We start from the raw sequence: 19,894 nt of genomic DNA, 5'->3' as shown, positions 1-19,894 counted from the left end.
CATGAGAACAGTCGTTAGAGATATACGTTGGAATCGATACAGTAAAACTGATCAATATGAGGTAATAGTGTGGGCTACATTGGATGGCATACAGTATAATCTGTCAAATAAGCATTCGGAGAGCTAAAATGGACTTTTCACTGGATAGAATCCAACGTAAGCAACCGATTAAGCCATATTTCTTGATTTCATTGGACTGAATCCATTGTAGCTATTTTGCAGCAGCGTGCTATAAGTTACTTGACTTTTCATTTTGTTGTAACTACAATTGTTACAACGGCTAATCAATCAGATCCGGCCAGCGGAGGTGTTGTGCTCTTAAACGCCAGGCGGAGTGTTGTTTCGAGTTGAGTGCGACTTTGTACGTTTGTTCCAACCCTTGAAAATGATAATTCGAGGAACAAACTACATGGAGCAATCAACCGAAACAACACGTAGCCTAATCAACCGAAACAAACGCAGCCCCAACGCGGAGCGTCCTTGACTTCTATCCCAGTTGTAACTACAATTGTCACAACAATATTGGCTTTGTATTCGGTTTTGTGCTCGGTCTTGTGCCTTTTAAAAGGGCCAGCGGAGTGTTGTTTCGAGCTACATGGAGCAATCAACCGAAACAACCGGAGCCACACAAGAAGGTGACAATCATGAAAATCAGCAGCCGCTTCTCCATTGCGGTCCATATTTTATCGCTGCTGGAGATTTCCAAGGACGCTCATAACACTTCCGAATGGATTGCCGGCAGCGTCAATACCAACCCGGTTATTATCCGCCGGTTGTTGGGACAGCTGAAGAAGGCTGGTCTCGTTCAGGTCCGTGCCGGCACCGGCGGTTCGTATCTGACCAAGGAAATGAGCGAGATTACATTGCTGGATATTTTCCGGGCGGTAGACGTCGTAGAGGAGGGACAGCTTTTTCATATACATGAAGGGCCGAATCCCGACTGTCCGGTTGGAGCTAGCATACAGGTTGTGCTGGAGCTTGTGCTGAAGAAGTCGCAGGATGCCATGGAGAGTGTTCTCGCGCAGATTACTTTGGAGGAACTGGTCGCAGATCTGATAAGAACGAATCAAAACAAATAATTTCATTCTATTTAGGAGGTTTTTTATATGAAAATTGCAGTAGTAGGCGCTACAGGCAAAGCAGGTCAATTTATAGTGAAAGAAGCGCTTAGCCGCGGACATGAAGTAACGGCGGTTGTACGGAACCGTGCCAAGGTAACGGAGGAAGGCGTTCAAGTGATCGAGAAGGAAGTTTTCGATCTGACTGCAGCCGACCTGCAAGGCTTTGACGTCGTCGTGAATGCTTTTGGCGCACCGCTTGGACAGGAACAACTGCACGTAACAGCCGGCAAAGCCTTGATTGATGCCTTGTCCGGAACGGATACGCGCCTGATCGTAATTGGCGGAGCAGGCAGCTTGTACGTGGATGAAGCCAAGACGGTTCAGCTCTTTAACACGCCTGATTTCCCTGAGATGTTCCTTGCCACGGCGAAGAACCAAGGACAAAATCTTGAAGATCTGAAGCAATCGACAGGTCTGAAGTGGACCTTTGTCAGCCCGTCCGCTTTCTTTGATCCGGCAGGAGAGCGTACCGGTTCCTATACGAAAGGCAAAGACCATCTGCTTGTTAACTCGAAAGGCCACAGCTATGTCAGCTACGCGGACTTTGCGATCGCCATTGTGGATGAAGCCGAGAATGCCGCGCATGTCAACGAACGTTTCACCGTGTCTTCCGAAAACTAAGCAAACAAAAGAGGCTGCTCCCGTGAGGGAACAGCCTCTTTTGTTCATAGCAGGGCACCGCGTTTTTTTAGATGACGGTATAACGCGATCGACATGACCGAGCACAACAGGGCGCATGCGCCGATGAAAATATAACCCGCTTGCAGGCCGGCAATGAGACCCGCCTTCGGATGAGCCTCTTCCGCAAAGCCGTCCTTGAACAGCTCGATAATAAGCCCGATCAGATAGTTCCCCGCAACCGTTGCAACCCCCATTAAAGTCACCGTAAACGTAATGGCCGTATCGCTTTCCTTCGAATAACGTCTGGCAATAAGGGCCATAACCGTCGGATAGATTGGCGCAATGCCGATGCCGGCTGCCGCAAACAGGAAGGCTCCGGGCTCCCCGAGAATAACAGCCGCAATCGAGCAAAGACCGGAGAAAGCCGACAGCACGATAAGCGACATCGTATAGCCGATTTTATCGGTGACCGGACCAAGAACAAGTCTCGCAAAGGTAAAACAGAGGAAAAAGGCGGACAGCATAGCCGCGGACGTATCGCTGCTCCAGTCATAGGCCTTCTCCAGAAAGTTGACGAGCCAGCTCCCGATTGACATTTCGGATACAACGCCAAGGGAGAGAACGCCTACAAGCAGCCAAGCCGCTTTATCCCTTATATATTCCCGAAGCGACAGACGTTCGCCATGCTTCTCTTCCTGCTTGGGCGCTTTGGCGAAGATGGTAGGAATCATCGGCAGCAAAGTCAGAGAAAGCATCAAGCAGTACATTCCCCTCCAGCCAAGCTCGGAGCTTGAGCCGAACAGGTGAATCCCCATCAGATTAGCGGCCAGAAGCGGGGCGACAATCGAGCTGAGCCCGTAGAAGAAATGGGCCAGATTCATCATCGTACCGGTGTTTCGGGTAAAGATCTGGGCGGCCAGAATCGCAAGAGCGATCTCTAGCAGGCCGTTTCCGATATACATGAAGAAGTAGGACAATACCATCGTGGAATAGCTGATAGAGAAGTACAGGCACAAGCCGGATATAACCATCGAGCCAAAAGCGATAAGGGTCGTCAGCTTGATGCCGATTTTTTTCACCAGCCAGCCCGTAAAGCTGCAAGCGATCAGATAGCCGAGGGAATTAAGGGCAAGCAGCATGCCGATCTGCGCTTCGTTCAGCGAGAAGTCGGCCTGCATGCGCGGGATGGCGGGACCTTTAATATTTTCCGAGAAACCAAATATGAGAAAGCCGCCAAATACAACGGCCAAGAGCAGCGTGTAGTTGCTGAACAAGGACCGTTTCGACCGTGCTTCAAGTTCGGGTTGCATGTTATCCTCCTGGATCTGCGTTTATTTACATCTATGAAGTCCGTCTACTAATGTACCATTGATAGGGCCTTGGGGAAATATTTTCAGGAAGGAAATCGAGAGAAAAAAGCGAATATATGTACGGTTAAGGGTCTCGAAACGGAAAGGTACATGAGTAGCGGAAGGGAATGTTCATAGAGTGAAATTTTTTCATACTGCAGACTGGCATTTAGGCAAGCTTGTGCAGGGTGTATATATGACGGAAGACCAGCGGTATGTGCTGGAGCAATTTGCAAGCGCGGTAGAGCTTGAACGGCCGGATGCCGTTATTATCGCAGGCGATCTGTACGACCGGGCTATCCCACCGACGGAAGCGGTGGATCTGCTCGACGAGCTGCTCGAGAGGATCGTTGTTGGGCTGGATACGCCGGTGCTGGCGATCTCGGGCAACCATGACAGTCCGGACCGGATTGACTTCGGAACGGCAATGATGGAAAGCCGCGGGCTTCATATCGCCGGAAGACTAAGAACGGAACATAAGCCGGTTGTGCTGAAGGACGCGTTTGGCGAGGTGCATGTGCATCTGGTGCCTTATGCCGACCCGGCCCAAGTACGGATTACTTACGAAGACGAGAATATCCGGACGCATGATGAAGCCATGCGCGCGATCACGGGTCGGATTGCTTCGCATATGGACCCGGCTGCGAGACATATTGTCGTGGGACATGCTTTCGTCACGGCAACGGGCGCGGCGGAGCCTAATACAAGCGACTCGGAACGCCCGCTTTCGATTGGCGGAGCCGAGCATGTGCGGGCGGACTATTTTGCACCGTTCCATTATACCGCTCTTGGGCATTTGCATCAGGCGCATTTTGTCGGCAGCGAAAAAATCCGTTACGCGGGTTCCCCCCTCAAGTATTCGATCTCCGAGGAGCATCACAATAAAGGCTACCTGGTGGTGGAGATGGACGCGGGCGGGAATGTGGCCATTGAGAAAAGAGAGCTGAAGCCGCTCCGCGATATGCGGCGGATTGCCGGTCCGATTGAAGAGATCGAGACCCATCCGGTGAACGAGGATTATGTCTTCGTTACGCTGCTGAACGACAACCCCGTCTTGTTTCCGATGGAGAAGGTTCGGGCGGTTTACCCGAATGCCCTCCATGTGGAGCGCAGGGTAACGGCCGTTCGCGGCATTGGCGAGGATGGCGATGCCCCGGAGACGGCGGTGCGGAGGAGCGAGGCCGATCCGGTAAGCTTATTCGAATCTTTTTATCTCGAAGTGAAGGGTGTAGCGCTGGATGAGCCGAAAAAACGGCTGTTCGCCGATACGTTTGGCGGATTGCTGCGAGAGGAGGGGGACGCAGGGTGAGACCTCTCAAAATTACGATGACGGCCTTTGGCCCGTACCGCGATGCGGAGACCGTGGATTTCAGCGAGCTTGGGGAGCATCGTCTGTTTGTTATTTCGGGCAGTACCGGTGCCGGCAAAACAACGATTTTTGACGCGATTTGTTTTGCTCTATACGGAACTGCAAGCGGCGAGGACCGTTCGGAGCCGCGCATGCTGCGGAGCCATTTCGCCGATGACGAGAAGCATACGGCCGTTGAGCTGGATTTTGCCGTGGGGCGCCGGATGTACCGGGTATTCCGCCAGCTTCCCCACCGGAAGGGCGCGAACAAAAGCGAGACGGGCGGCAAAGCCGAGCTGTATGAACTGACAGGCGGCGAAGCCGTTCCGGCGGTAGACCGGTTTATGGTCGGCGACGTTAATGCCAAGCTGGAGACGATTATTGGCCTGACGAAGGAGCAGTTCAACCAGATCGTGATGCTGCCTCAGGGCGAATTCCGGAAGCTGCTCACTTCGGATACGGATAATAAAGAAGAGATATTGCGCCGGATTTTCCGGACGGAGCTGTACCAGCGGCTCGAGACGCGATTCCAGCAGCAGAACCGGGAGCTGGGAGACCAGCTGAAGGAAGCGAAGATCCGCGTGGACCACTTTATGAAGCAGGCGGCGGATAACCTGCCGCGCAGAGAAGACAGCCAGCTTGCGCAGACGCTTGCGCAGGAGCTGTACAATGCGGCGCAGCTGTCGGAAGCGCTGGAGCAGGAGATTGGCTACTACCGCCAGCTCATTGCGGAAGGGGAATCGGGCAAGCGCGAACTGCAGCGGCAGCTCGGCGAGCAGGAACAAGCGCTGCAAGGCGAGCTGGCGCTGCAAGCGCGGTTCGCGGAGCTGGCAAGCGAGCAGGCGAAGCGGGAGCGGCTCGCGGCGCAAAGCGGCGAACATGCGGAGCGTGAGCGCCGGCTGCTGCTTGCCGAGCGCGCGGCGCTGCTGGCGCCGTACGCGGAGCAGGCGGTCCGCGCGGAGCGGGATGCCGCGGCGAAGCAGCAGGCCCGCGATATGCGGCGCCAGGCGGCGGAGGCCGCGAAGGAGGCGCTCGCGGCAGCCGAGGAGCGGTATCGCCGCGAGGAGGAGCGCGGCGCGGAGCGGCAGGCGGCGGAGCGCGAGCTGCACCGCCTCGCGGAGCTGGCGCCGGCGGTGCAGACGCTGGAGGCGCAGCGCGTAGCGGTCGAGCAGCTGGCGGCCGCGGAGCAAAGCGGCGCGGCGAAGCTGACGTCGGCGGAGGCGTTGATCGCCGAAGCGAAGGAAGCCAAGCTGACGCTAGCGACGCAGCTCAAGGCGATAGAAGGCGCTGTCGAGGCGCTGCCGAGCGTCGTTGAGCAAAGAAATCAGGTCCTTCAGACGGGCAAATATATTTCCAAGTTAATCGAACTGGAGAAAGAGCTCGTCTCCCATTCCTCCGTGATTGAAGAGCGGGCTTTATCACTTGCTCAAATCCGCGAGGAGCATGACCGGCTGGAACGCAATTGGATTGAAGGGCAAGCGAGCCTCTTGGCCGCCCATCTTCATGACGGTCAGCCTTGCCCGGTCTGCGGCAGTCAGGAGCATCCTGGCAAAGCCGTTGCGGCGGAAGCCGTACCGTCCAGAGAGCAGCTTCAGCAGGCGAAGGAGCAGCTGTCCCGTTACGAACGCGAGCTGAATGAGGCGAAGCTCCAGGCGGCGGCGACGCGTTCGAGCTGGGAAGGAAGCGCGGCGGAGCTTGCGGAATACGGGGCGGAAGCTTCCGGGCTTGCCGAGCAGCAAGGCGAGCTTCGGAAACGCTGGAAGCAGCTGAATGAGGAAGCGGAACGGCTTGGCGCGCAGGTCGAGCAAGGCAAGCAGCTGAAGCAGCGTGCGGAAGAGATCGAGCAGAAGCTGGAGCAGCTGCTGCAAGAGAAGGACAAGCTGCAAGCGGAGCAGCAGCAGATTGCGGTCGAGCGTGGTGCCAAGCAGTCGGCGCTCGAGAAGGAGCTTGAACGTATTCCGGAGGAGCTGCGTTCTCCGAAGCAAATGGAGCTGCGGCTTAAGCAGCAGCGCAGCCTTGCGGAGTCTCTTGCCGCAGCTTGGAAAGAGGCTCAGGATGGACTGCTGCGGATGCGCGCGAAGTTTGCCGAAGAGCAGGCTCATGCGGAGCAGACCGAGCAGCAGCTTGCTGAAGCCCGGGTCAATGCGGCGCTCGCTGCCAAACGGTTCGAAGAAGAGCTTGCGAAGGCGGAGTTTAGCTCAGAGGAAGCTTTCCGCGAGGCTCATCTGCCGGATCAGGAGAGACGGGCTCTGAAGGAGCAGCTCGAGGCGTACAATACGGCCTTAGCAGCCGCTCGAAAGCGGATTGAAGAGCTGGAGCAGGAGTTATCGGGCAAGCAGCAAGCGGATATTGAAGCGCTGAAGGCTGCTATTGCCGAGCTGAAAGAGCGGATTGAGGCAGCAACGAATGCCCTGCAAATTGCTTCCCGGTTCGCCGAGGACGCAGGCAAGCTGAGGACGGCTATTGATCAGGCAGCGGCCAAGGTTAAGGAGCTGGAAGCAAAGCTTGAGCAGGTGCTGGATCTGTACCAGATGCTTAAAGGCGACAACGCACTCAAAATCTCATTCGAACGTTATATTCTTATCGAATATCTGGAACAGATTTTGCATGCCGCAAACGTCCGGCTCCGTCATTTATCCGGCGGCCAGTTCGTTCTGCAGCGTAGCGACCGGCTCGAGACGCGAGGCAAACAAAGCGGGCTTGGCCTTGATGTCTACGATGCCTACACCGGCCAGAACCGGGATGTGAAGACGATGTCGGGCGGCGAGAAGTTTAACGCTTCGTTATGCCTTGCGCTTGGCATGACCGATGTCATCCAATCGTTCCAAGGCGGCGTCTCCATCGAGATGATGTTTATTGACGAAGGCTTTGGCTCGCTGGATGAGGATTCGCTTAACAAAGCGATTGAGGCGCTTGTGGATCTGCAGCGTTCAGGCCGAATGATTGGCGTTATCTCTCACGTGCAAGAGCTTAAAGCAGCCTTCCCGGCTACGCTCGAAGTGTATAAGACGAAGGAAGGCTACAGCCGGACATCCATTGCAGTAAGGTGAGTCGGCTTTTGCGGAGCGATGTAAAATAATGGGTTGACACTTTTGCCGGTCAAGCCGTATAGTGAAAAGACATATGCGGCAACGCAATTTGAATTCGAACGGGAAGCACCCTTCGAACCAGCCTTTGGGCTTGGTTTGAAGGGTGCTTTTTTTGTTTTCGGCTGCCGCTATGAATATCTTCCAAGGAGGAGTTACACGTATGACATTTCGAATGCCGGCAGCGGCCTTGCTGCTAGCCATGCTGCTGTCTGCCATTCTCCCGGCGGCAGTTGCGGAGGCGGCTGTTCATTCCTTGTCCGCAACGGCGCAGAAGCAGTTCGACAAGACAAAAGCAGGATTGACGTCAGCTGACGCGGCGAAGCTCCAGTCGCTGTATCAAAGCTTTGTCCAGCAGCAGACTGTGATTGGAGACAAGGATACCCGGATAAAGACAACTGCCAAAACCAATGATGAGAAGGAGTCTGAGCTTCGGCAGAAGATCCGGCTGATCGACAAGGCGAAGCTGGATTCGCTGGACAAGAAGGTTGCGCAATTAAAGAATTATTATCAGCCTTTGTTTAATCGATACGAAGCTGCCCAAGCGGAGCTGAAGGCGGCGCGGAAGTTCGGCATCAAGGAGCTGACGGCAGCCGTACAGTTGAAGGTAGACCTGCTGGAGATTTCGGTGAAAAGCGCCAAAGAGGAGATTCGTGCCGCACAAAGCGCGTTAAGCTCGGCCAAATCATCGGCAAGCGACAAGATGAAGCGGCTGCGCGGCCAACTTGACGCCATTACCGAGGAGGAGCGAAAAATCTCTGTTGCGAAGTCCGCGATCAGCCAGCAGAACAAGCAAAAATCGGCGGAGTGGAGCGATCTGCTGTACGCGCTGCGAAGCTATGACGGCAAGACCTCCATTCGTTCCCTTACTACGCTGACCACGGTAGCGAAGCAAATAACGGATCAACAGGTGAAGATAGAAGGCTACGAGAAAAAGATTGCCGATATTAACAAGACCGTTGCTGGCCAGCTGAATTAGGGCGGAAATTCAAGAAGAGGCTGTTCCCTAGGGAACAGCCTCTTTCTTTATCAAAGATTACTCATTTGTTGCTAAATTGTCGATTGCGCAGCAGCGGAGACAAGGCCTATAATGACAAGGCCGACTGTTCCTAGCACGATCAGGCCGTTCAGCACGATGCCGATAATGGCAAATACTTTGCGGCGGTTTTTCTGAACGGCGCCAACAATGCCGAGGATCAGGCCGATAATGGCAACGCCGATGGATGCGATAATACATAATCCGGCGATCATAATCGGTACCAAGTCAGACGGAAGCGTGCCCTCGCTTTCGATATTCTCGACTTCATTCAGAAAACCTTGAGCATCACCGGTTACATTGCTGACAAACACAGTAGCGCTGATCACGCATCCAACGACAAGTAATAACGTTACGAGTGCCAATATGAAGGAAGCGATGCCAAGTCCCGATTGCTTTATCGGTCCATTCTCCCTAACCGGAGCAAATGGATGGGAAGGCCTTGATGCGTAGGGATTATCATAAGGTTGCTCGGGATTTGCGGATGAGCCGGTTTGCGGATCTGGCTGTGAAGGATTGCGCGGTTCTTCCAAGAATGATCGACTCCTTTGTAATAAGTGGATTTACTTGTAAGATTATACACAAACGAGAAAGGGATGAAAACAAGATGTCTAATAAATATTTCGCTTACGGCGCGATAGGCGCCGCATTAGCCGTAGCTCTCGGGGCGTTTGGCGCTCACGGCCTGAAGGATACTTTGTCCGAGGATATGCTGGAGGTCTATGAAACCGGCGTCCGCTATCATATGTATCACGCGATCGGCTTAATGCTGGTGGCTTTGTTAGCCGACCGAATTGGCGACGTCAAGCTTGTGAGAGTGGGAGCGCGCCTGCTTATTGCAGGGATCATTTTGTTCAGCGGCAGCCTGTACGTCCTTGCGTTAAGCGATGTTAAAATATTGGGCGCCATCACCCCTCTTGGCGGTGTTGCCTTCTTGGCCGGCTGGGGCTGCATAGCGGCCGCTGCGCTTCGTTCCGGAAAAAAAGCCTAGCAAAATAGATTAAGCAAGGCCGCTCCTAGATGACTTGGGGCGGCTTTTTTTTTGATATTCTCTTGCTCCGCCAAGGACGGCGATAGCCGTTTCATCTTGTGCCGAAGTATGAATGTTACTTGTCAAATATAGGTCTGTAAAGCTACATGTTACATGCAGTAAATGGCGAAATGCCTTGTTTTTCGACATAAAACGCCTTTATTCTACAAGAATTATTTATTGTTTTAGTAAATATTTCTATACCGCAAAGACCATTTCGTTTATAATGAATCTAACCTTGCTTGACCTGACAAGAGGAAGGAAGTTGGTGCGTGACGAAACGGATGGACGGTTCGCCTAATAGACGGTATCGGGCTTCGCAGCCACAAGTCATGCTGCGGACAGCCGCTCTTACGATAGCCATTGTGGCTGTGCTATTCTGTGCAGCAGCCTTGTATAGGAATGCCGACCCCGTGTTGGAATGGACTTCGTCAATGATTGCCGTATTGGCGATTGCAATAACGGCAATCTTGTTTGCCAGGAACGGGCAAATGATCGGATTCCGGAATTTCCATACGCCTATTGTAGAGACACTGCTTCAGTCGGAAGCTGTTCCTTTGGCGATTTTGGACCGGGATGGCGTAATTATGGAGATGAACGTTGCCTCCAGCAATACGCTGGGCTACATACGCCAGGACCTGCTTGGCAAGCCGCTTGCTCCGCTGCTCGAGCCGGGCAGCCGCAACAGCCTGCAGGAGATGCTGGATCATGCGCTTCAAGGAAAATCGGAGCAGCGCAATATTAATATTACGCACCGTTCCGGCTTTCCGCTTGAGCTTCAAATCATCAGCTCCCCAATGATGAGGGAGGATGAGGTGATAGGAACCGTCATCGTCAGCCAGGATCTGAGCGACCGGAAGCGTAATATCGAGCGGATCCGTTACATGGCTTATTACGACGATATGACGGGGCTGCCTAACCGTACCTTATTCCATATCCGGATGAATGAAAGCCTCGCTTTTGCCAGAGAGCATGACCGGATGATTGGCCTTTGTTATTTGGATCTGGACCGGTTTAAGCTGGTTAACGCTTCATTTGGACGCGAATTTGGCGATATGCTGCTACTGCAGGTAGCGGAGCGTCTGACGAGAGCGATCGGCGAGCAGGGAATCGTAGCCCGAATGGAGGGCGATGAATTCGCCTTGCTGCTTCAGGATATCGAATCGGAAGAGCAGCTGATGGAATTGTCCCGCGGCATGCTGCACGCCATTGACGAGCCGTTTGAGCTGAAGGGCTTTCCGCTGCATATTACGGGCAGTCTTGGAGCGGTGACCAGCCTTGTCAAAGAGGATGACGGGTATTCGCTTCTGAAGAAAGCCGATATTGCCCTGGTCAAGGTGAAGGAGAGCGGAAAGAACGACTGCATGCTCTACTCAGAGAGCTGGAGTAACTCTTCCTTCGAGCGGCTGACGCTTCAGCACGAGATGTACCGCGCTATTCAGCGCAAAGAATTTATTCTGCTCTACCAGCCGCAATACGATCTGGTCTCGGGCATGATGGTAGGCGTCGAAGCGCTGGTCCGCTGGAGACATCCGGCGAAAGGAATGATTCCGCCGGGTGAGTTTATTCCGATCGCGGAAGAGAGCGGAATGATCGTCCAGATCGGCGACTGGGTGCTGGAGGAAGCCTGCCGGCAGAACAAAGCTTGGCAGGACGCCGGCCTCCCGCCGATGCCGGTATCGGTGAATCTCTCGATCCGTCAGTTCGTGCAGCAGGATCTGGCGAGCAAAGTAGCTTCGGTGCTGGAGAAGACCGGGTTAAAGCCGGAATATCTTGACCTGGAAATCACCGAATCGATGACGATGGATACGGGCCATGTATCCCGCTGCCTGCTCGAGCTTACGGATATGGGAGTCGGCATTAGCGTAGACGATTTCGGAACGGGCTACAGCTCCTTCCATTACTTAAAGAACTTCCCGATTGACCGCCTGAAGATCGACCGCTCCTTCGTAAGGGATATTCAACAGGACCCTAGCGACGCGGAGATAGTCGCGGCCATTATCGCAATGGCGCATAACCTGAACATTCAGGTCATTGCCGAAGGCGTCGAGAACGCAGAGCAGATGGAGTTTTTACGGAAACATAACTGCGATGAAATGCAGGGCTATTTCTGGAGTCCTCCGGTGTCAAGCACCGACATCGAGCAAATGCTTGGAGCGGCCTATATTCAATAAATTCCTATAACGAACAAAGAAGCTGTCCTTTCGTCAAATACGAGAGGGCAGCTTCTTCATATTAGTCTTGGAAATCCTCGATCTCATTAAGCCTGAACGTATAGACCTGCTTCTCGTCCACGTGATAGACCGTGATCAGATTTCCTTCCTCGTCTATATTTAGAATGCGGCAAGGGATGCTGAGCTTGATTCCAAGTCCTTTGTTAACAATGAGGCGAATCAATTTATTGCTTTTCATGAAAGCCCGGATGGAATCGAGTCCATTGCTGGATGCGGGAACGACAGAAGAGACAAAAGCGACGGAAGCGGTAGAAGGTACAGGCGCCGGAGCGGCAGGAGCAGCTGATTTCGCAGCCCGAGGTACAGGAACCGGCTGACTGCCGGGCAACTCTGTTTTTCGTTGATCGATAAGCTGTCCGAGCTGAATGCCGTTAAGTATGCGATAGTCGGCGTAAGCACCTTGGTTAAGCGATTTCAAAAGCTTCTCCAAGGCTGCAGCGTTGCTGTCCCCTTCAACGAGCAATTCAACCTGGAATACGTATGAGTTTGTGCGGGCCGGTTGTGTTGGTTTCATAGTTCCTCCGGACTAAGAATTAATAATATCTTTATAAATATATCATCAAAAAGGTTGGACACATAGTCCTAAAAATAAGCAAGTAAACCAACACTGCTTTGCAGCTTCTGCATATAATGTTGTTGCGGTTCGAACTGACCTGTCATGGCCTGTAGTGAAGGAGGTGTCCAAAATGATGAGAATGGTTCCCGTACCCCTTGGGGACGGTATTACTGCGCTTGGCGTTGAGGTGAAGCTGCCGAAAACAACCCTGCTTGCGATCTCCACGGATAGAGGTTATATCATGTGCGGCGCGCTTGATGTGGGGCTGCTTAACGATCGGCTGAAAGATAGAGAAATAATCGCGGGTAGAGCAGTTGGCGTAAAAACGTTGGAGGAACTGCTTGCGGCGCCTCTTGAATCCGTAACAACTACTGCGGAAACGCTTGGCATCGCTGTCGGGATGAATGGCGCAGATGCACTCCGCTTAATGATATAGCACTCGAGTGCCAAACGAAGAGGCAGCCTCCCGCCCAAGGAGACTGCCTCTAATTGTGTTATTGCTCGAACAGCTTTTTAAGGTTGACGTCAAAAGGCGCTTCGATAATGCCCTTCTCCGTAATAATGGCCGTTACGTATTCGTTAGGCGTAATATCGAAGGCCGGGTTGTAGACCTTCACGCCTTGCGGAGCGGTACGTTTGCCGAAGCCTTCCGTAATCTCTTCCGCACTGCGCTCTTCGATTGGAATTTCAGCACCCGTAGGGGTATTCAGATCGATAGTCGAGAGCGGGCAGGCTACATAGAACGGAATGCCATGGGCTTTCGCCAGTACGGCAACGCTGTAAGTGCCGATCTTGTTAGCCACGTCGCCGTTGGCGGCAACACGGTCCGTGCCTACGATTACGGCGTTTACCCAGCCTTTGGACATGACATGACCGGCCATGTTGTCGCAAATAAGAGTAACGTCAACGCCTGCTTGCTGCAGCTCGAACGCCGTTAAGCGAGCGCCTTGCAGAACCGGGCGAGTCTCGTCCGCAAATACGCGGATGTTCATGCCTCGTTCCTTGGCCAGATAGAAAGGCGCAAGCGCAGTACCGTATTTCGCCGTAGCGAGTCCGCCTGCGTTGCAATGCGTGAGCACTCCGATATCGTCCTGGAACAAGGACAACGCATGCTCGCCGATCAGGCGGTTTGTTTCTTCGTCTTCGCTTTGAATGGCAATGGCTTCATCCAGCAAGGCCTGCTTCAAAGCTTCGAGCAAGCGGCCTTCGGAAGCCAGAGCTTCAGCGCGTGCTTTCATCCGGTCCAGCGCCCAGAACAGATTAACGGCAGTAGGGCGGGAAGTAGCCAGATACTCTGCAGCTTTGCGTACATCCGCGAGCCATTCCTCAGCGGAATTCGCATCGCGGCTTCCCAGCACAACGCCATAAGCGGCGGAAATACCGATAGCCGGTGCGCCTCTAACCTTCAGGTGGCGAATGGCTTCCCATACATCTTCTTGCGTTACGAGCGGCAGATAAACGATTTCTTCCGGCAGCAGCCGTTGGTCGAGCAGATCCAGCTTATCGTCATGCCAGATGACGGATTGCAGGCCAGCATAATTTTCTGTAGTCATGTTGTAAATCCTCTCCTGATTCAATATGGCTGTTACTGCTTAGCTTCGGCAGTCAGAACAACATCAATGGCTTGTTCAATGGATACCGCGCGGCGGTTCAGATGAATGAGGGAAGTACCGATTTCCAGGGCAAGACGCTGCGCGCGCTCGCGTGCGGCCGCATCCGGAATCGTATCGATATCGGCAACATGCGCCAGGCCAACGATGCGGCGTACAACCTTGCAGCCGGCATAACCGATCGCATCCTGAAGCAGACGGCTCATGTACAGATCCTGATAGCCCGGTGTTTCGTTAGCCATGCGGTCCACGCCATGCTCGTTCCACAAAGCGCGGAATTTCTGGTCGAACTTGGTCCACGTATCGCGGATAGTCTCGAGCAGGTAGCCGCGGAAATCGGCAAGCTCCTTCTCATCCGGAATCCAGTGGCCTTGTCCCGCATAGTTCAGCAGGAGATTCGCGATAACCGCGCCGATATCGAAGCCGATAGGGCCATAATAAGCAAATTCAGGGTCAATGACTTTTGTTGATTCCGGTGTAGCGAAGACGCTTCCGGTATGCAGATCGCCATGCAGCAAAGCTTGCGCGCTTGTCAGGAACTTCTCGCGGAGCAGAGCAACTTCAAGATGAAGAGCTTTATCCTCGCGGAGCGCTGCGGCAGCATCTTCAATGGCTGGTTCAATATTATTATTGGAAGACACCGTATACGGATCGTCGAAAATAAGATCTTCCGTTATTTTGCACAAATCCGGATTGATGAACTCTTTAACGCGTTGCTTTTTATCCTGCTGGTTCATGCCGAGATCCGAGGTGAAGAACAGCGTATTTGCCATAAAAGTTGAAATATCTTCCGCGAATTTCGGATAACGAATGCCTTTGACAAGACCTTGGCGCATAATCAGGTGATCGCTCAGATCCTCCATGATCGTAAGCGCAAGCTCGGCGTCATACCGGTATACAACGGGCACCAGGCCAGGAGCAAGCTTGTTCTGAAGAATCAGGGACTCGCTCTCGATCCGGGCGCGGTCAAGGGACAGCGGCCAGGATTCGCCGACAACCTTCGCATAAGGAAGGGCCTGCTTCATAATGAGGCTTTTGCCGCTTGCCGGATCGGTAATATGGAAGACGAGATTCAAGTTCCCGTCGCCGATTTCACGGCAGTTAAGCTTAGCATCTGCAGGGAAAAAGCCTTCGATGCCGCCTGCGATCTCAATCGCTTCTTGTTCGGTTAATGCATGATAAGCAGACATGGTTCGTCCACCTCCGGTTTCGTATTTGAAAAGGCGTCTTAATGCCTAGTAAACTCCTCAACATAGTATAGCGGATATTATTTCGCCTTGGAATACCTCCAAATGATATAATGTTACATGATTAAGGACAAGCGGGCAATGAGTGGAAGCTCTATAGAGCAAGAAGAATCAACATTTATATTCGAAGGGGGTCCTGTAATGTCGAATAACGAACGGGAGCCGGTCGCGCTTAAGGAATGGGCCGTCACGGTAAAAGCACTGCGGGAGGGGCATCTTATTCTTGTTATGCGCAAGGGCGGGATTATCGAGGAGACGCGGGATTTTCAGCTGGTGAGCAAAGGCTTCTATTTAATGCCCGCATACGAGCATCAGAAGGAGCATTTGCTGAAGGAGGCTTATCAGGGGCAGATACAGGGTACCATGCAGGGGTGGTCGCCCGACATGCCGTCCATGGAGCTGAACGCCTACGCGGAAGCGGTAGAGGATATCGAGATTACGGATCAGGAAACCTTGGACCGGATAAGGGATTTCCACATCTGGACGGATACGTTCGCCGAGGAGCGGCTCAAATGGAAGCGCACGAAGCCGCTGCATTTGCTTTTGCTGAGAGTGTACCGACTGGAGGAACCGGTAGAGCTGCCGATGCAGCCCGCTTATAACGGATGCAAATCTTGGGTAAAACTGGATGAGGGGATGCAGCAGCCGATTATGACACCCGTAATGCCGGATGAGCAATTCAATCAGCAAGTGGAATTAATCAAACAAGCATTAATAGGAAGAGATATTTCAGAAGGCTCCTAAATCCAGCCCATGGACGTTCCCGCATTGATTAATAACAAAACTTATAATAAAATAATTATTGAGAATCAATGAGAATCACTCTATAATATTCCCATTTGGAAAGCTTTTATAGGGATGAGCCTAAAAACCGATTACCAACCTTGGAGGGATAAGTATATTATGGCAACGCATTTTGTCATCGATGGCCTGAAAGCAGAGATCGAAGGAAAAGAGATTTTGAAAGGCATTAACCTTGAAATCAAGGGCGGAGAAATCCATGCGATCATGGGTCCTAACGGTACTGGTAAAAGTACTCTTGCGTCCGCGCTGATGGGTCACCCGAAATACGAAGTAACAGAAGGCTCCGCTACGATTGACGGCGAAGACCTGCTGGAGATGAGCGTTGACGAGAGAGCACGCGCCGGCCTGTTCCTTGCGATGCAATATCCTAGCGAGATTCCTGGCGTAACCAACTCCGACTTCCTGCGCAGCGCAATCAACGCACGCCGTGAAGAAGGCAGCGAAATTTCGCTTATCAAATTCATCCGTCAAATGGAAAAGAAAATGAAGGAGCTTGAGATGAACCCTGAGTTCGCTCACCGTTACCTGAACGAAGGCTTCTCCGGCGGCGAGAAAAAACGTAACGAAATTCTTCAAATGGCTATGCTTGAGCCGAAAATCGTTGTTCTTGACGAAATTGACTCCGGCCTTGACATTGACGCGCTGAAAATCGTATCCAACGGTGTTAACGCTATGCGTTCCGAAGACCGCGGATTCCTGATCATTACTCACTACCAACGTTTGCTGAACTACATCACGCCCGACTTCGTACACGTTATGATGCAAGGACGCATCGTGAAATCCGGTGGTCCGGAGCTTGCAGAGCGTCTTGAGAACGAAGGCTATGATTGGGTTAAAGAAGAACTCGGCATTGTTGACGAAACAGTAGGCCAAGCTTAATCGGCGGAGAAGGGAGCATAACGGGATGAGTACACAATTAACGACTCCGACGGACCGTCATTCGGCCGAAGCGCTTGCACGCAGCAAAGGCGAACCGCAATGGCTCGTCGATCTTCGCGGTGAAGCGGCTGAGCTGGCTGGCACATTGGAATGGCCTAAGCCGGAGAAAATGCGCATCGACCGCTGGAATTTGACAGCCGTCGGAGCTTATGAGCAAGGGAAAGCGGTAGGTTCGGTTGCCGAACTGCCGGAAGTAGTCCGCGAGCTGGTAGCTGAAGGTACGGAGAATATCGTTGTTCAGCACAACTCGAGCGCGGTTCTGAAGCAATTGTCTGCAGAGCTTGCCGCTAAAGGCGTTATTTTGACGGATCTCGAGACGGCATGCAAAGAGCATGCGGATCTCGTTAAACCATATTTGTTCCAAGCGGTATCCGCGGGCGAGAACAAGCTGACTGCCATGCATGCAGCACTATGGAACGGCGGCGTATTCGTATACGTGCCTAAGAATGTTGAAGTTGAGCTTCCGCTCCAAGCGGTATTGTTCAATAACAAGCCGGACGCTGCATTTGCTCCGCACATTCTGATCGTTGCGGAAAGCAACAGCTCGGTTACTTACGTGGATTACGTCGTATCCGAACCTGGTTCGATTGATGCGCCATTCGTTCATCATTCGATCGTGGAAGTATTCGTGAAGCCAGGCGCGCATGTTCGTTTCGGTTCCATTCATCATATGGCTGACAACGGCGTTGATATGACGCTCCGCCGCGCGGTTATTGAGAATGACGGCCAAATGGAATGGGTAATCGGCGACCTGAACGACGGCTATACGGTATCCGATACAGTGTCCGTGCTGAAGGGCAACGGCTCGAATTCGGATGCGAAAGTAATCAGCATTGGCGGCAGCGACCAAAAAATGAGCCTTACGACGCAAGCGACGCATTTCGGCCGCAGCTCGGAGAGCAACATGGTTACTCGCGCGGTTATGAGAGACAATGCTACAGCCATCATCAACGGCATCACGAAAATCGAGAAAGGCGCTACGAAAGCTAACGGCGTGCAAACGGAAAAAGTTCTGATGCTCAGCCCGAAAGCACGCGGTGACGCCAATCCGATTCTTCTGATTGACGAAGATGACGTTAAAGCAGGCCACGCGGCGAGCGTAGGCCAAGTTAACCCGGAACAGGTGTACTACCTGATGTCCCGCGGAATCAGCAAGCAAGACGCTGAGCGTTTGATTATTTACGGATTCTTGGCGCCTGTCGTATCGGAGATTCCGATTGATGCGGTACGCGAGCAGCTTCAGCGTTTGCTCGAAAGGAAGCTTGAAGGATGAATATAGAAGCGGTAAGGGAGCAATTCCCGATACTGCATCAGCAGGTAAACGGGCATCCGCTCGTTTACCTCGACAGCGCGGCGTCTTCCCAGAAGCCGCGTTCCGTCATTGATGCGGTTAGTCGTTATTACGAACTGGATCACTCCAATGTGCACCGCGGCGTTCATACCCTTGGTTCAAGGGCGACGGATGCTTACGAAGGCGCACGGGAGAAGGTAGCCAAGTTTCTGAATGCGAAGTCGGCGGAAGAGATCGTGTTTACACGAGGTACAACGACGGCGCTTAACCTAGTCGCATCGAGTTATGCCCGCAGCGTTTGCAAAGAAGGCGATGAGATCGTCATTAATCAGATGGAGCATCATGCCAACTTTATTCCATGGCAGCAGGCAGCCAAAGCGACGGGAGCGACTTTGAAGTTTATCCCTCTTCAACCGGATGGCACGATTTCGCTGGCAGATGCGGAGCAGACCATTACGCCAAATACGAAGGTTGTCGCGATGACATACGTATCCAACGTGCTTGGCGTCGTAAATCCGATTAAGGAAATTACGGCTATCGCCCATCGCAACGGTGCAGTCATGGTTGTAGACGGTGCGCAAAGCACGCCGCACATGAAGGTGGACGTACAGGATCTGGACTGCGATTTCTACGGATTATCCGGTCACAAGATGTGCGGCCCGACCGGTATTGGCGCTTTGTACGGCAAGAAAGAACTGTTGTCGAACATGGAGCCGATCGAGTACGGCGGCGAGATGATCGACTTTGTTGATTTGTATGAATCCACTTGGAAAGAAGCGCCGTACCGCTTCGAGGGCGGTACGCCGATTATTGCGGGCGCTGTGGGACTAGGCGCTGCGATCGATTTCCTGGAGCAGATAGGTATCGATGAGATTGATAAGCATGAGAGAAAAATGGCAGCCTACGCGTATGATAAATTGTCCACGATCGATGATATTACGATCTACGGGCCAAAAGCGAACCGCGTTGGTCTGGTTACCTTCAATCTCGGGGACATTCATCCTCATGACGTATCGACAGTACTTGATTCTTACGGCATTGCGATTCGAGCAGGCCATCATTGCTGCCAGCCGCTGATGCGCTGGCTGAATGTTTCGGCAACGGCGAGAGCAAGCTTTTATCTATACAATAACGAGGAAGAGATTGACCGCTTGGCGGAAGGTCTCATCCGGACAAAGGAGTTCTTCGGGGATGCAATTGGATGATTTATATCGTCGAGTCATCATGGATCATTATAAAAATCCACGCAACCGCGGAACATTGAATACCGATGCTGTCACCATCAACTTGAACAATCCGACTTGCGGCGACCGCATTTCCCTTCAGCTGCAAGTCGAGGACGGCAAAGTAATCGATGCAAAGTTCAGCGGGGAAGGCTGTTCCATCAGCTTAAGTTCCGCTTCAATGATGACGGAAGCTGTTAAAGGCAAAACTTACGAAGAGGCGTTAGGGCTTGCTGAACGATTCTCCGGCTTGATGAAGGGCGAAGATGTCGACTTCGAAGAGAACGAAGATATCGAAGCCTTGTCAGGGGTTAATAAGTTCCCCGCGCGGATCAAATGCGCGACGCTGGCGTGGAACGCCCTGCGCAAGGGGATCGAGCAGAAGCAGGTTTAATACGA

18 protein-coding genes are annotated in these 19,894 nt (G+C 52.7%); 13 read left to right on the top strand and 5 right to left on the bottom strand.

Features of this window, described 5'->3' with window-relative positions:
* Nucleotides 1-644 precede the first annotated feature (644 nt).
* Both PJDR2_RS23335 and PJDR2_RS23330 read left to right on the top strand, forming a co-directional pair.
* Nucleotides 645-1,079: an Rrf2 family transcriptional regulator gene (locus tag PJDR2_RS23335; RefSeq protein ID WP_015846185.1), complete on the top strand. Its 435-nt coding sequence runs from the start codon at nucleotides 645-647 to the stop codon at nucleotides 1,077-1,079.
* 27 nt (nucleotides 1,080-1,106) lie between these two features.
* Nucleotides 1,107-1,742 (top strand): NAD(P)-dependent oxidoreductase, encoded by a 636-nt coding sequence (locus PJDR2_RS23330; protein ID WP_015846184.1) that lies wholly within the window; start codon nucleotides 1,107-1,109, stop codon nucleotides 1,740-1,742.
* 44 nt (nucleotides 1,743-1,786) lie between these two features.
* Here PJDR2_RS23330 and PJDR2_RS23325 read toward each other — a convergent pair whose 3' ends face one another.
* Nucleotides 1,787-3,052: an MFS transporter gene (locus PJDR2_RS23325; protein ID WP_015846183.1), complete on the bottom strand. Its 1,266-nt coding sequence runs from the start codon at nucleotides 3,050-3,052 to the stop codon at nucleotides 1,787-1,789.
* A 178-nt stretch (nucleotides 3,053-3,230) separates the two neighbouring features.
* On the opposite strand from PJDR2_RS23325, the gene PJDR2_RS23320 reads away from it, so the two are divergent.
* The 3 genes from PJDR2_RS23320 (at nucleotide 3,231) to PJDR2_RS23310 (ending at nucleotide 8,504) form a co-directional block, all read left to right on the top strand.
* Nucleotides 3,231-4,400: an exonuclease SbcCD subunit D gene (locus tag PJDR2_RS23320; RefSeq protein ID WP_015846182.1), complete on the top strand. Its 1,170-nt coding sequence runs from the start codon at nucleotides 3,231-3,233 to the stop codon at nucleotides 4,398-4,400.
* Complete coding sequence (locus tag PJDR2_RS23315) at nucleotides 4,397-7,489, top strand: SbcC/MukB-like Walker B domain-containing protein (protein ID WP_015846181.1); 3,093 nt, start codon at nucleotides 4,397-4,399, stop codon at nucleotides 7,487-7,489. Before PJDR2_RS23320 ends, PJDR2_RS23315 begins: the two co-directional genes overlap by 4 nt.
* 199 nt (nucleotides 7,490-7,688) lie before the next feature.
* Nucleotides 7,689-8,504 carry a hypothetical protein gene (locus PJDR2_RS23310; RefSeq protein ID WP_015846180.1) on the top strand — a complete coding sequence of 272 codons (816 nt, stop codon included), beginning with the start codon at nucleotides 7,689-7,691 and terminating at the stop codon, nucleotides 8,502-8,504.
* 71 nt (nucleotides 8,505-8,575) lie between these two features.
* Here the strand turns inward: PJDR2_RS23310 and PJDR2_RS23305 are convergent, their stop codons facing one another.
* Nucleotides 8,576-9,094 (bottom strand): hypothetical protein, encoded by a 519-nt coding sequence (locus PJDR2_RS23305; protein ID WP_015846179.1) that lies wholly within the window; start codon nucleotides 9,092-9,094, stop codon nucleotides 8,576-8,578.
* A gap of 74 nt (nucleotides 9,095-9,168) precedes the next feature.
* Here PJDR2_RS23305 and PJDR2_RS23300 point away from each other — a divergent pair, with 74 nt between their 5' ends.
* Nucleotides 9,169-9,552 carry a DUF423 domain-containing protein gene (locus PJDR2_RS23300; protein ID WP_015846178.1) on the top strand — a complete coding sequence of 128 codons (384 nt, stop codon included), beginning with the start codon at nucleotides 9,169-9,171 and terminating at the stop codon, nucleotides 9,550-9,552.
* A 311-nt stretch (nucleotides 9,553-9,863) separates the two neighbouring features.
* Complete coding sequence (locus PJDR2_RS23295) at nucleotides 9,864-11,765, top strand: putative bifunctional diguanylate cyclase/phosphodiesterase (protein ID WP_015846177.1); 1,902 nt, start codon at nucleotides 9,864-9,866, stop codon at nucleotides 11,763-11,765.
* Between the two features lie 61 nt (nucleotides 11,766-11,826).
* Here PJDR2_RS23295 and PJDR2_RS23290 read toward each other — a convergent pair whose 3' ends face one another.
* On the bottom strand, nucleotides 11,827-12,339 hold the full coding sequence (locus tag PJDR2_RS23290) for a hypothetical protein (protein WP_015846176.1): 513 nt from the start codon (nucleotides 12,337-12,339) through the stop codon (nucleotides 11,827-11,829).
* A 172-nt stretch (nucleotides 12,340-12,511) separates the two neighbouring features.
* Between PJDR2_RS23290 and PJDR2_RS23285 the strand changes: the two genes are divergently transcribed.
* Nucleotides 12,512-12,817 (top strand): YunC family protein, encoded by a 306-nt coding sequence (locus PJDR2_RS23285; RefSeq protein WP_015846175.1) that lies wholly within the window; start codon nucleotides 12,512-12,514, stop codon nucleotides 12,815-12,817.
* 58 nt (nucleotides 12,818-12,875) lie between these two features.
* Here the strand turns inward: PJDR2_RS23285 and mtnA are convergent, their stop codons facing one another.
* Both mtnA and mtnK read right to left on the bottom strand, forming a co-directional pair.
* On the bottom strand, nucleotides 12,876-13,934 hold the full coding sequence (gene mtnA / locus PJDR2_RS23280; protein WP_015846174.1) for an S-methyl-5-thioribose-1-phosphate isomerase: 1,059 nt from the start codon (nucleotides 13,932-13,934) through the stop codon (nucleotides 12,876-12,878).
* Nucleotides 13,935-13,966: 32 nt separating this feature from the next.
* Nucleotides 13,967-15,181 carry an S-methyl-5-thioribose kinase gene (gene mtnK / locus PJDR2_RS23275; RefSeq protein ID WP_015846173.1) on the bottom strand — a complete coding sequence of 405 codons (1,215 nt, stop codon included), beginning with the start codon at nucleotides 15,179-15,181 and terminating at the stop codon, nucleotides 13,967-13,969.
* A 198-nt stretch (nucleotides 15,182-15,379) separates the two neighbouring features.
* Between mtnK and PJDR2_RS23270 the strand changes: the two genes are divergently transcribed.
* The 5 genes from PJDR2_RS23270 (at nucleotide 15,380) to sufU (ending at nucleotide 19,889) form a co-directional block, all read left to right on the top strand.
* Entirely contained in the window at nucleotides 15,380-15,982 is a 603-nt protein-coding gene (locus PJDR2_RS23270) for a DUF1802 family protein (RefSeq protein WP_015846172.1), read from the top strand.
* Nucleotides 15,983-16,141: 159 nt separating this feature from the next.
* Nucleotides 16,142-16,921 (top strand): Fe-S cluster assembly ATPase SufC, encoded by a 780-nt coding sequence (sufC, locus tag PJDR2_RS23265; protein WP_015846171.1) that lies wholly within the window; start codon nucleotides 16,142-16,144, stop codon nucleotides 16,919-16,921.
* Between the two features lie 25 nt (nucleotides 16,922-16,946).
* A complete protein-coding gene (gene sufD / locus PJDR2_RS23260; RefSeq protein WP_015846170.1) occupies nucleotides 16,947-18,254 on the top strand; it encodes a Fe-S cluster assembly protein SufD in 1,308 nt (435 codons plus the stop codon).
* Complete coding sequence (locus tag PJDR2_RS23255; RefSeq protein ID WP_015846169.1) at nucleotides 18,251-19,477, top strand: cysteine desulfurase; 1,227 nt, start codon at nucleotides 18,251-18,253, stop codon at nucleotides 19,475-19,477. The genes sufD and PJDR2_RS23255 overlap by 4 nt, the downstream gene beginning before the upstream one ends.
* Nucleotides 19,464-19,889 carry a Fe-S cluster assembly sulfur transfer protein SufU gene (gene sufU / locus PJDR2_RS23250; RefSeq protein WP_015846168.1) on the top strand — a complete coding sequence of 142 codons (426 nt, stop codon included), beginning with the start codon at nucleotides 19,464-19,466 and terminating at the stop codon, nucleotides 19,887-19,889. The genes PJDR2_RS23255 and sufU overlap by 14 nt, the downstream gene beginning before the upstream one ends.
* The last annotated feature ends 5 nt before the right edge of the window (nucleotides 19,890-19,894 follow it).

The organism is Paenibacillus sp. JDR-2 (assembly GCF_000023585.1).
GTDB lineage: Bacteria > Bacillota > Bacilli > Paenibacillales > Paenibacillaceae > Pristimantibacillus.
Note: the sequence above shows the minus strand (reverse complement) of the source record. Positions and strands in the feature narration are given on the sequence as shown.

Coding starts and splice junctions, on each gene's coding strand:
- PJDR2_RS23335 (WP_015846185.1), top strand. CDS start 645: ATGAAAATCAGCAGCCGCTTCTCCATTGCGGTCCATATTTTATCGCTG.
- PJDR2_RS23330 (WP_015846184.1), top strand. CDS start 1,107: ATGAAAATTGCAGTAGTAGGCGCTACAGGCAAAGCAGGTCAATTTATA.
- PJDR2_RS23325 (WP_015846183.1), bottom strand. CDS start 3,052: ATGCAACCCGAACTTGAAGCACGGTCGAAACGGTCCTTGTTCAGCAAC.
- PJDR2_RS23310 (WP_015846180.1), top strand. CDS start 7,689: ATGACATTTCGAATGCCGGCAGCGGCCTTGCTGCTAGCCATGCTGCTG.
- PJDR2_RS23300 (WP_015846178.1), top strand. CDS start 9,169: ATGTCTAATAAATATTTCGCTTACGGCGCGATAGGCGCCGCATTAGCC.
- PJDR2_RS23290 (WP_015846176.1), bottom strand. CDS start 12,339: ATGAAACCAACACAACCGGCCCGCACAAACTCATACGTATTCCAGGTT.
- PJDR2_RS23285 (WP_015846175.1), top strand. CDS start 12,512: ATGATGAGAATGGTTCCCGTACCCCTTGGGGACGGTATTACTGCGCTT.
- mtnA (WP_015846174.1), bottom strand. CDS start 13,934: ATGACTACAGAAAATTATGCTGGCCTGCAATCCGTCATCTGGCATGAC.
- mtnK (WP_015846173.1), bottom strand. CDS start 15,181: ATGTCTGCTTATCATGCATTAACCGAACAAGAAGCGATTGAGATCGCA.
- PJDR2_RS23270 (WP_015846172.1), top strand. CDS start 15,380: ATGTCGAATAACGAACGGGAGCCGGTCGCGCTTAAGGAATGGGCCGTC.
- sufC (WP_015846171.1), top strand. CDS start 16,142: ATGGCAACGCATTTTGTCATCGATGGCCTGAAAGCAGAGATCGAAGGA.
- sufD (WP_015846170.1), top strand. CDS start 16,947: ATGAGTACACAATTAACGACTCCGACGGACCGTCATTCGGCCGAAGCG.
- PJDR2_RS23255 (WP_015846169.1), top strand. CDS start 18,251: ATGAATATAGAAGCGGTAAGGGAGCAATTCCCGATACTGCATCAGCAG.
- sufU (WP_015846168.1), top strand. CDS start 19,464: ATGCAATTGGATGATTTATATCGTCGAGTCATCATGGATCATTATAAA.